This window comes from Bhargavaea cecembensis DSE10 (genome assembly GCF_000348905.1).
Classification (GTDB): Bacteria; Bacillota; Bacilli; order Bacillales_A; family Planococcaceae; genus Bhargavaea; species Bhargavaea cecembensis.
In genome coordinates this window covers 26,860-37,602 of the sequence record NZ_AOFT01000024.1, presented here as the reverse complement: position 1 = coordinate 37,602, position 10,743 = coordinate 26,860, and the positions used below count along the sequence as shown (strand labels likewise).

The window sequence follows — 10,743 nt, the reverse complement described above, 5'->3', positions numbered from 1 at the left end:
TTTTTCATTATTGGACGTGCTTTTCCTCCGCCATGCGTTCGACAGTTCCCGTTTCCTCGATCCGGTCATCATCCACATGCACCTGGCACATCTTGTGGTCGTGCATGAACTTGAAGATGCCGTTGTTGAAGTCGGTCCCCATCTCTTTAAAGAAGATCCCTTCGAATTCGCAGCCTTTCGATTGGGTGAAGCTGACGCGGTAGCCGTCGCCATCCTTCACCAGGTACGCACGGACACCCTTCTCGTACATATCCTCTTCGACGGATTTGATATTCCTCGCGACGGAGACGACGTGCAGATCCGCAAACGGGATCTCCCTGAGCAGAACGTTGATGAATGATCCCCTCGTGATCTCTTCCCACCGGCTTTGCGCGGTCTGGCCGATGACGATCTGGGTAACATTCTTATCATAGGCCACTTCCTTGATGGCCTTTGCGGAAGGAAGGCGCTCGTTGTCCCGGAGAATAAACGCCTGCGCGCCGAGTTCTTCGGCCAGTTCCTGCCATCGCTCCACATACTCGGACTTGTCTGCATCAAATTGGTCGAACGGAAGCGGATCGACCGTCAGGATATAAAACGGGCAATTGAGCATACTGGCCATTTTGTGGCCTCTCCGGATCAGCCGCTCGCCGTTCGGGCCATAATAGACACAAACGAGAATGCACTCATCCATTCCCGGCTTTTTCAACATGGCGGTGAGTCACCTCTTGTTCATAATAGCTGGGCTTTCCGGGGAACATTGCCCGGCGCCTCATTCGAAAACCAACACATTATAAGACATTGTCGCGGAAAATACAACAAAACCGGAAACAAGGGTGGCAGGAAGTGCGAAAGGTGCGTATTTCCTGTATACTTTTAAGTGGGAAATCAGGGCCGTTGGACACGGTCGCTGCGTTTCGCATGCCCTTTCTACATAACTGCTGTCCGTTTTCCCCGCGGGGGCTCCGGACGCTGTTGCCCCATATTATGCGCCCTGCCGGTCATTCCGTCAAGGCGGCTTGCCCGGAAGGGGTTCACCACGCTGATTGGAGGTTCACATGTACGCTGTTTTTGTCATCTTTCTCCCATTCATCATGGCAGCGCTTCTGCCTGCCATGCACCGTCTGATCGGCGACCGTCTGATCGGCTGGTACGTCATGGCGGTGCCGCTTGTTCTGTTTGCCACCCTGGTCAGGCTGATCCCGAGAATTGCGGACGGTGAGGTGATCGACGCCTCTTATGCCTGGATACCGGATGCGGGCATCGACCTTGCCGTCCGTGTCGACGGCCTCGGCATGATTTTTGCGCTCCTCATCACGGGGGTCGGCACGCTTGTCGCCCTTTATTCTATTTATTACCTCTCGCCGAGGGAATCGCTCGGCCACTTCTATGTCTATCTGCTCCTGTTCATGGGCGCCATGCTCGGCGTCGTCTTTTCGGACAACCTGATGCTCCTTTACACATTCTGGGAACTGACAAGCATTTCGTCCTTCCTGCTCATCGCGTTCTGGTATCACCGGAAGGGTTCCCGGTACGGGGCGCAGAAGGCGATGCTCATCACGGTCATGGGCGGGGTCTCGATGCTTGCCGGTTTCCTGATGCTCTACTTCATGACCGGTACATTCAGCATCAGTGAAATCATCGGAATGCGGGACACGCTGGCCGGAGAATCGATGATCATCCCCGCCATGTTCCTGATCCTGCTGGGTGCGTTCACCAAGTCCGTCCAGTTTCCGTTCCATATCTGGCTTCCTGATGCGATGGAGGCGCCGACCCCTGTCAGTGCCTATCTGCACTCTGCGACCATGGTCAAGGCAGGCATCTACCTGGTCGCCCTGTTCACTCCGCTGTTCGGCGGACTGGAAGCCTGGTTCTGGTCACTGACCATAGCCGGGATCGTGACGCTCCTGTGGGGGGCGTTCAATGCCATGAAGCAGAACGACCTGAAGGCACTTTTGGCGTATTCCACAATCAGCCAGCTCGGACTGATCATGAGCCTTCTCGGTTTCGGCTCTGCCGCATTGTCCGCTGATGCCGCGGGTAATCCGACGGTTTATGCGGCTGCAGGCTTTGCTGCGCTGTTCTATCTGCTGAACCATTCGACGTTCAAGGGACTGCTTTTCATGGTCATCGGGATTGTCGACCATGAAATCGGAACACGGGACATCCGACGCCTCGGCGGACTGATGTCCTTCATGCCGGTGACGTTCACGTTCGCCGTGATCGGCAGCTTCTCGATGGCGGGACTGCCGCCGTTCAACGGCTTCCTGAGCAAGGAGATGTTCTTTGGCGCGGCAGTGGATATCGCTTCCGGACAGCCGTTTGCCGGCGGTGCCGAAGTTCTCTTCCCGGTAGTCGGCTGGCTCGCCAGTGTGTTTACATTCGTCTACTGCACCATTATCGTTTACCGGACGTTCCTCGGGCCTGTCCAGCCGGAGAAGATCGACCGCACTCCGCATGAGGCCCCGAAGGGAATGCTTGTCGCGCCCGGTATCCTTGCGGCGCTTGTCATCCTGATCTTCTTCTTCCCGAACGTGGTCGGCAAGTATGTGATCGGTCCGGCCATGCAGGTGATGTTCCCGGTACTTTCACAGGAGGCAAATCTTGTCCCCAAGATTGAGGCATGGCACGGTGTTAATCTGCCGCTTGTCATGACATTCGGCGTCATCGCTCTCGGCCTGCTGCTGTTCATCACATTCCGCCACTGGAAGAGGATCTACCGTGTCGCGCCTTTCCGGTGGACGATGGACTCCATCTACCGCGGAGTGCTTCAGACCGGCGAAGCCGCCTCCACCATCGTGACGGATCTGTATATGACAGGCAGAAGCCGTGACTATTTCGCTTTCATCTACCTGTTCTTCCTCGTCACGGTTGGCGGAATGCTATTCCTGACGGGCGCTTTCGAACCGGACTTCAGCAGGGGACCGGTAGGCATATTCGAAATCTCGTTCGTCATTATCATGGCGTTCGCCGCCATTGCGATGCTGTTTGCGCGGTCCCGCATTACGGCGACGCTTTTGAACGGCGTCCTCGGCTATTCCGTCGCCATCTTCTTCGTCTTCTTCAGGGCGCCGGACCTGGCGCTTACCCAGACGGTCATCGAGACGGTGACGACGGTGCTGTTCCTTCTGTGCTTCCACTTCCTTCCTGAATGGAAGCCGGAGGATTCACCGCTCAGGACAAAGGTTGTCAACGGGCTCATCGCAATCGGTGCCGGGACGCTTGTCACTGCTTTCGGGCTGACCGTACAGGGTTATGACGTGTACGCGTCCATCTCTTCCTACTTCGAGGATTCGTACAAGCTGGCCGGCGGAAGCAACATTGTCAACGCCATCCTCGGGGACTTCCGGGCATTTGATACGATGCTTGAAGTCGTGGTCCTCTTTATCGCGGGCATTGGTGTCTATACGCTGATCGCCCTCAAGCCGAAGAAAGGAGGGGATGACGTTGAAGGAAAATGATGTGATCCTGCGGACGGTCACCCGTGTTGTCGTCTTTATCATCCTGACCTTCGGCGTCGAACTGTTCTTGTCGGGCCACCATAACCCAGGCGGGGGCTTTGTCGGGGGGCTGGTTTTGTCTTCGGCGCTTGTCCTCCTGTATGTCGTCTTCGATATCGAAACCGTCCACCAGGGCGTGCCATTCGATTTCCGCAAGATTGCGGCGTTCGGTGCCATGCTGTCGCTTCTGTCGGGGACCGCGGCAGCTGTTTTGGGCAAACCGTTCCTCACGCAGGGCTTCGGTTACTTTGACCTGCCGATCTTCGGGCTGACCGAGCTCGCCACGGTGACCATATTCGAGGCGGGCGTCGCCCTTACTGTCATCGGAACGGTCGTCACCATTATCTTGAGTATTAGTAAGGACGTGTAGCAGATGGAATTCCATATGACCATCCTGGTGGGCATCCTCGTGACCGTGGCGGTCTATCTGCTGCTGTCCCGCAATATGGTCCGCATCATCCTCGGCACGGCGGTCCTGTCGCATGCCGTCCACCTGCTCATCATCACGATGGCCGGTGCGGGTGAAGGCAGTGTGCCCCTTCTCCGGGAATCCGACGGCCCGTATGCAGATGCGCTGCCGCAGGCGCTGATCCTGACGGCGATCGTCATCAGCTTCGCGACCACTGCGCTCCTGCTTGTGCTGGCTTACCGGACCTACGAGGAAAGCGGGTCTGACAATATGAACACCATCAGGAGGATTGATCGTGAATAATATTCTTGTCCTCCCGATGCTTCTCCCGCTGCTCACCGGATTTGTGCTGTTTTTCCTGCGCCCTTCCGTGAAGGCGCAGAAGATTGTCAGTATCCTGTCCCTGTTGTCACTGGTCGCGATCTCCGGCAGAATCCTTCTCCAAATCCGGGTAGAAGGCATCATCCGGCTCGACTTTGGCGGATGGGAGCCGCCGTTCGGCATCCTGTTCGTCGGGGATTCGTTCTCGGCACTGATGGTCCTGACCGCATCGGTCGTCTCCACACTCATCATCCTGTATGCCTTTACTGCGACGGAGCGCCGGATGGAAAACATGTTTTTCTATCCGTTCGCGTTCTTCCTCGTCGCAGGGGTCAACGGCTCATTCCTGACAGGAGATATGTTCAACCTGTTTGTCTGTTTTGAGGTCATGCTGCTTGCATCGTACGTGCTGATCACGCTCGGAGGCGGCAAGGTCCGTCTCGCGGAATCGATGAAGTACATTGCGATCAACGTAGTGGCGTCCTGGTTCTTCCTCGTCGCACTTGCGTTCCTGTACGGGACGGTCGGCACGCTCAACATGGCCCATATTTCCGTCCGAGTTGCGGAAGCCGGGCAGGGTCCTCTCCTGAGCGCAGTCGCGGTCGTGTTCCTGATCGTATTTGCGCTGAAAGCGGGACTTTTCCTGTACTTCTGGCTGCCGGGTTCATACAGCTCGCCGCCGGGGCCGATTGCTGCCCTGTTCGCGGCGCTCCTCACGAAAGTCGGCGTATACGCCATGTTCCGGACGTTCACGCTCATCTTCTACCATGATGAGTTCATCCTGGGCACCATCATCGGAACGATGGCGGTCGTGACGATCATCGGCGGCTGCCTGGGCGCGATCGCCTATACGGACATCCGCCAGATTGCCTCGTACAACGTCATCATTGCGGTCGGATTCATGGTCCTCGGCTTGGCAGTCTTTAATGAGGAAGCTTTCAAGGGTTCCGTTTTCTACCTCATTCATGACATGGTCATCAAAGGGATCCTGTTCCTGATCGTCGGGGCGATGGTCTACCTGACCGGCAAAACGAAGATTACCGAGATGAGCGGGCTTATCCGGAACTATCCCACCCTCGGCTGGCTGCTGTTCCTGACGACGCTCGGCCTCGCCGGGATTCCGCCGCTCAGCGGATTTATCGGCAAGATGTATGTCGGCCTTGGCGCAGTCGAGGGCGGGAACTACTTCCTTCTCTTTATCGGATTCGCCTCGAGCCTTGTCGTGCTGTATTCGATGCTCCGGATCTTCATGAACTGCTTCTGGGGCGAGACGATCATCAATCGTGAAGACCAGCGCCTCTTTCCTGCGAGGCGGCTGATCCCGATTGCGCTTCTCGGCGTCCTGACGATCGGCATCGGAGTCGGGGCACAGGCGCTTGAGCCGTTCGTCTCCGATGCGGCCCGCGTAATGGCCAATCCCGGCCTGTATATCGATGCGGTCTTCGGGGAGGTGGAGTCATGAACAAGTTTGCCGGAGACGGAGGGTTCGGGGCGACAGCTGCCCAGTTCCTCCTGAACCTGTTCATCGCGTTCCTCTGGATGCTGCTTCTTGACGAGGACCAGTTCCGTGCGACTACGTTTATCGCAGGCTTCATCGTCGGGATCTTTATCGTGTTCTTCATGCACCGGTTTTTCGGCACGCAGTTCTACCTGCGCAAACTGTTCGCCATCGTCAAGCTGGTCCTGATTTTTATCCGGGAGCTGGTGAAGTCCAGCATCTCCGTCATCGCCCAGATACTGAGCCCGACCCTCAAGATTCGCCCGGGCATCTTCCGCTATGACACGGTTCTTGAGAGTGATGCGGAAGTGACGATGCTGTCGCTTCTGCTCACGCTCACACCGGGGTCGGTCGTCATGGAAGTGACGGAAGACGGGCAGGGACTCTACATCCACGCGATGGACCTTGATACGTCGAAAGAGGCACTGCTTGCCCAGCTGAACAATTTTGAACAAGCGATCATGGAGGTGACGCGATAATGGTGAAGATCCTCATGCTCATCTCGCTCGTCCTGTTTTCATTCACGATCCTGATCTCGGTTTACCGGATCGTGAAAGGACCGTCGAAGCCGGATCGCGTCATCGCGCTCGACATGATCGGCGTGAACCTTTTGGCGGCGATTGCGGTCGTGTCCTGCATCCTCCTGACAAAGGCATTCATGGAAGTGATCCTGATCCTCGGTATCCTGAGCTTTATCGGGACAATCGCCTTCTCGAAATACATCGAGAGGGGGATTATCGTTGAACGCAGACACAATCGTTGAATACATTGCGGCGATCCTTATGGTCACCGGCGGCGTAATGAGTGTCATCAGTGCGATCGGGATCATCCGTCTGCCTGATGTCTACACCCGTTCGCACGCAGGAACGAAAAGTTCCACACTCGCGGTCCTGCTTTCGCTGCTCGGTGCCTTCCTCTATTTCTGGGCTGTAGAGCGATTTATCAGCGTACGCCTTCTGCTCGGAATCATCTTCGTCTTCCTGACGGCTCCTGTAGCCGGACACGTCATCATCCGTGCTGCGCACAGGTCCGGCGTCAGGCTGGCGGATATTTCAAAAGGGGACGAACTGGCTGAGGCCAGGGAAAAACTCAAAAAGGAAAAAGAAAGCAGATCCGAAGGCTGATAGCCTTTCGGATCTCAGACTGTAGACAAAGTGAGTGGGAATACTCCTTTGTCTGCAGTTTTTTCTATTCCTGAAAACCCTTCGGATTTCCGCTGCGGGCCCTCGCTTACCGCGGGCGTTGCCTTAGCCTCCTCGAGCTGCGCTCTGCGGGGTCTTCGGCTAACGCTTTTCCCGCAGGTGTCTCGGGCCCTCCGCTTCAATCCGCCATAAGGCTTATTGAGGCAAACGGTACCTGTTACTATAATCGAGTTAACAGACTACAAAACGAGCAGATCCGAAGGCTGAAAGCCTTTCGGATCTGCTTTTTCTTGCAGGTGCCCGGCAGCCGGGAAGGATTTTTCAGGAAAGGGGAGAATCAAAAGGTCAGGGGGGATGATGGAATGAGAAAGTGGCCGAAGTGGCTGCGTTTTGTCCTGTATGCGGCGGGGGCGGCCGTGGTACTGGGGGTCGGTGCACTGATTTTCGTAAACGTTTACATAGGAAGATCCGCGCCGGTCACCGAAGGCGAGCTCCGTGTCCCGGTGCTCCAGTCGGAAGTGACGGTCGTCCGGGACGGAAAGGGCGTGCCGCATATCCGGGCTGAATCCGACGCCGACCTGTACCGGGCCCAGGGCTTTGTCCAGGCCCAGGACCGGCTGTTCCAGATGGATCTGGCACGCCGGCAGGCATCCGGCAGGCTTGCGGAAGTGGTCGGAGAGGCAGCCGTCCCGTCCGACAAGCTGTTCCGGACGTTCAGCCTCCGTCATGCGGCAGAACAGTCACACGAGGGATACGGAGAGGAAGCCAAACAGGTGCTCAGCTGGTTCGCTGAAGGGGTGAACGCCTATATCGTTGAGGCGAAAGAAGAAGGCCAGCTGCCATACGAGTTCAGCCTGCTCGGATACGAGCCGGAGGAGTGGACGCCGCTGGATTCCCTCACCATCGGGAAGTTCATGGCCTACGACCTTGGGGGCCATTGGCAGGCGCTGGCATTCCGTCACTGGGCGGTAAATAACTTTGACGGCGAAAAGATGGAGGAGTTGTTTATCCATTATCCGGAGGACGCCCCTTCCATCATTGAAGCGAACCGGGCAAACCCGGTCCAAGTCGCCGGGGCATTTGATGCATCACTGATCCCGCCGGAGTTCAACGGAAGCAACAACTGGGTCGTCTCCGGGGACAAGACGGCATCCGGCATGCCGCTTCTTGCAGACGACCCGCATCTCGGTCTGACGACACCGTCCATCTGGTATGAGATGCACCTGGAGTCGCCGGAGCAGAATGTCGCCGGTGTCATCTTCGGCGGCATCCCGGGCATTATCCTCGGCCACAATGAGGATATTGCCTGGGGCGTGACAAATGTCGGGCCGGATGTCCAGGATCTGTATATCGAACAGCCGAACCCGGATGACCCGACGCAGTTTCTCTATGACGGGGAGTGGGAGCAGGCGGACGTGCGTGACGAGCCGATCCGGGTGAAGGACGGGGAGACAGTGGATTTCCGGGTTGTGACGACGCGGCGCGGACCGGTCATTTCGGACCTTATGCTCGAGGACACGGGGGCGGGGGCGGTACTGTCGATGCAATGGACAGCGCTTGAGCCGACCCGGGAGCTTGAGGCCGTGCTGACGTACAATAAAGCGTCCGACTGGGAAGAGTTCGAGGAAGCATTGGAAAACTTTAACGCGCCTGCGCAAAACTTCGTCTTCGCTGCAAAGGACGGCACCATCGCCTACAAGGCGAACGGCAACATCCCGATCCGCAAAAAAGGGGATGGCCAGCTGCCGGTGCCGGGTGATTCGCCGGAGTATGGCTGGGCGGGCTATATTCCATATGACGAATTACCGCGTGCCGTGAACCCGGAAGAAGGGTTTGTCGCCACTGCGAATAACCAGGTCATCGGAGAGGACTATCCATACCACATCACCGAATTCTGGGCGCAGCCTTACCGCTATGAACGGATCGCGGAAGTGCTCCGGGAAGGGGATGACCTGACACCGGAAGACATGATGGCGTTGCAGATGGATGTGAAGAACCTATACGCCCGGGAGTTTCTGGATGACATGATCGGCTCGCTAAAGGCGACGGGCGCGGCGGAAGAATACGCATCTGCCGTCCGGATGCTTGAAGACTGGAACCTCGAGGACGACAAGGACCTTGGCGCGCCGCTGATCTTCCACCGATGGATCCAGCAATTGCCGAGGACCATGCTGCGTCCCTCCATGCCTGGGGATGTCTATGACCTCATGCCGGGCAAGAACCACATCACCGATGAAATGATGCGCCAGGCCTATGCAGGAAATCCCGGTGCCTGGGTGAGCGGATACGGGGGAGTCGATGCATGGATCACCGACTCGTTCAAGCGGGCGGTCATGTCCATTGCGGATGCCTACGGGGATGACGCGGACAACTGGAAATGGGGCGACTATCACCAGCTCGTCTTCCCGCACCCGGTCGGCGGTGCCTCGCCGATCCTGGAGCGGTACCTGAACCCGCCGCGCACGCCGGTCTCCGGCTCACATGTCACCGTCCAGGCAGCCGGATTCAACTACGACGGCACGACCGACCACGGCGCCTCCTGGCGGTTCGTCGCCGACCTCTCCGACCTCTCGCGCACCTGGCATATCGTCGGCCCCGGCCAGAGCGGCCATGTAAAATCCGACTGGTTCCATGACCAGGCGGACGACTGGGTAAAAGGCGACTATCACGAAACCCGGATCGACGGGACCGCTGAAGGCGACGAGTTGAAGTTGGTTCCGTGAAGGAATGGATTTGTGATTGGGGCGTGGTGGCGTGGTGTTGCGGATTTGCGATATGGCGCACTGATTTACCACCTGGGCCGCCGATTTGCCGTAAGGGGTCCGGATATGCCGCATGGAGCCCCAACTTGCAATAAGGAGCCGGGAGTTGCAATAAGGAGTCCCGACTTGCAATAAGGGGCCGGGAGTTGCAATAAGGAGTGCAGACTTGCAACAAGGAGCCGGAAGTTGCAACAAGGGTCCCCGACTTGAAATAAGGCACACGAACTTGAAATAAGTGGACGGGTCATCCGGAGAGAGGGGAAGAAAGTGAGAAGGTTTATAGTTAGCGCGATCATTGCCGCGGGGCTCCTGTCAGGCTGCAGCGACCCGGAAGTCACGAGCTTCAGTGAAGTCAATCAGATTCCGGGCTATGCATGGGAACAAGTCGATCCGGGCCTATCCCTTCAGCTGCTCTCTTCGGAAGACCAGTCCTACATTGTCTTTCAATCCGAGCATGCTGTGGCGGCAGACTATGAAATCAAAGACAACAGGGTCATCATCAAGCTGGACGAGTCCGGCGGGACGGAGGATGGCGTTGCAGAAACTCACGTCTACGAGCTGAAGACAGACGCCAAGCAAGACACGATTGTAGTCATGGTGAACGGGGAGGAGCGGCCGTTTGATAACGTGACCGGTTTTTAGGAGAGAGGGGAATAATGAATGCTGAGCACCCCTTTGGGACTGGTCAAGCTTTAAGCTGACGGCAAGGAAGTCCAGTTTACCGCAGCCGAGCTTCCAGGAAATTTTCCGTATCGGGATGTAGATGGACGATTTCTGATTGTATATGAATATAAAAGGAAGCGGATTGCGGAGCATCCGATGCTCTCTGTCTGCCATCAGTCAGGCCGGAGAAATCGAAAGCGGGGAAAGGCTTGAGGCGATTTCATTTCACCTCGGTTCGACCAGGCTCACGATCGGCATGGTGGCATCATTTGGCCAGGAAGCGGAATACGGGCGTGACTGCAGCGGGCGTTATTTGAACAATGGCCTTGAATATGGGACTACGCCCTGACAGAAAATCAGACTTTCCGGTTCGGGATTGGTTGGACCAGTCCGTATACCGGGGAAAATGAGGTTCAGACATGGCTGGCCGCAGACCCGGAAACATCGAAGTAAACACCATATAGCAAAC

General features: G+C 56.9%; 11 protein-coding genes. 10 read left to right on the top strand and 1 reads right to left on the bottom strand.

Annotation, left to right across the window (positions count from 1 at the left end; translation table 11 throughout):
* Positions 1-7: 7 nt before the first annotated feature.
* Positions 8-691, bottom strand: coding sequence for an adenine nucleotide alpha hydrolase family protein (locus C772_RS14980; RefSeq protein WP_008301342.1), 684 nt, complete (start codon positions 689-691; stop codon positions 8-10).
* Positions 692-1,037: 346 nt separating this feature from the next.
* On the opposite strand from C772_RS14980, the gene C772_RS14975 reads away from it, so the two are divergent.
* From C772_RS14975 to C772_RS14930, 10 genes are all read left to right on the top strand, one after another.
* The gene (locus tag C772_RS14975; RefSeq protein WP_008301341.1) at positions 1,038-3,440 is read left to right on the top strand and encodes a Na+/H+ antiporter subunit A; all 2,403 of its coding nucleotides are present in this window, start codon (positions 1,038-1,040) and stop codon (positions 3,438-3,440) included.
* Positions 3,427-3,849: a Na(+)/H(+) antiporter subunit B gene (locus tag C772_RS14970; RefSeq protein ID WP_008301339.1), complete on the top strand. Its 423-nt coding sequence runs from the start codon at positions 3,427-3,429 to the stop codon at positions 3,847-3,849. Before C772_RS14975 ends, C772_RS14970 begins: the two co-directional genes overlap by 14 nt.
* A gap of 3 nt (positions 3,850-3,852) precedes the next feature.
* Positions 3,853-4,191, top strand: a complete 339-nt coding sequence (locus C772_RS14965) for a Na(+)/H(+) antiporter subunit C (protein WP_008301338.1) — start codon at positions 3,853-3,855, stop codon at positions 4,189-4,191.
* Positions 4,184-5,671 carry a Na+/H+ antiporter subunit D gene (locus tag C772_RS14960; protein ID WP_008301335.1) on the top strand — a complete coding sequence of 496 codons (1,488 nt, stop codon included), beginning with the start codon at positions 4,184-4,186 and terminating at the stop codon, positions 5,669-5,671. Before C772_RS14965 ends, C772_RS14960 begins: the two co-directional genes overlap by 8 nt.
* A complete protein-coding gene (locus tag C772_RS14955) occupies positions 5,668-6,186 on the top strand; it encodes a Na+/H+ antiporter subunit E (RefSeq protein ID WP_008301333.1) in 519 nt (172 codons plus the stop codon). Before C772_RS14960 ends, C772_RS14955 begins: the two co-directional genes overlap by 4 nt.
* Entirely contained in the window at positions 6,186-6,470 is a 285-nt protein-coding gene (locus tag C772_RS14950; protein WP_008301331.1) for a Na(+)/H(+) antiporter subunit F1, read from the top strand. The genes C772_RS14955 and C772_RS14950 overlap by 1 nt, the downstream gene beginning before the upstream one ends.
* Complete coding sequence (locus C772_RS14945) at positions 6,448-6,831, top strand: Na+/H+ antiporter subunit G (RefSeq protein ID WP_008301330.1); 384 nt, start codon at positions 6,448-6,450, stop codon at positions 6,829-6,831. The genes C772_RS14950 and C772_RS14945 overlap by 23 nt, the downstream gene beginning before the upstream one ends.
* Positions 6,832-7,211: 380 nt before the next feature.
* Complete coding sequence (locus C772_RS14940) at positions 7,212-9,572, top strand: penicillin acylase family protein (protein ID WP_008301328.1); 2,361 nt, start codon at positions 7,212-7,214, stop codon at positions 9,570-9,572.
* Between the two features lie 306 nt (positions 9,573-9,878).
* Positions 9,879-10,253, top strand: coding sequence for a hypothetical protein (locus C772_RS14935; protein WP_008301326.1), 375 nt, complete (start codon positions 9,879-9,881; stop codon positions 10,251-10,253).
* Positions 10,254-10,416: 163 nt separating this feature from the next.
* Positions 10,417-10,623 (top strand): hypothetical protein, encoded by a 207-nt coding sequence (locus C772_RS14930; protein ID WP_008301325.1) that lies wholly within the window; start codon positions 10,417-10,419, stop codon positions 10,621-10,623.
* Positions 10,624-10,743 lie beyond the last annotated feature (120 nt).

Excerpts from the sequence above, each read along its gene's own strand:
- C772_RS14975 (WP_008301341.1), top strand. The coding sequence starts at position 1,038 with ATGTACGCTGTTTTTGTCATCTTTCTCCCATTCATCATGGCAGCGCTT.
- C772_RS14965 (WP_008301338.1), top strand. The coding sequence starts at position 3,853 with ATGGAATTCCATATGACCATCCTGGTGGGCATCCTCGTGACCGTGGCG.
- C772_RS14950 (WP_008301331.1), top strand. The coding sequence starts at position 6,186 with ATGGTGAAGATCCTCATGCTCATCTCGCTCGTCCTGTTTTCATTCACG.
- C772_RS14940 (WP_008301328.1), top strand. The coding sequence starts at position 7,212 with ATGAGAAAGTGGCCGAAGTGGCTGCGTTTTGTCCTGTATGCGGCGGGG.
- C772_RS14980 (WP_008301342.1), bottom strand. The coding sequence starts at position 691 with ATGTTGAAAAAGCCGGGAATGGATGAGTGCATTCTCGTTTGTGTCTAT.
- C772_RS14955 (WP_008301333.1), top strand. The coding sequence starts at position 5,668 with ATGAACAAGTTTGCCGGAGACGGAGGGTTCGGGGCGACAGCTGCCCAG.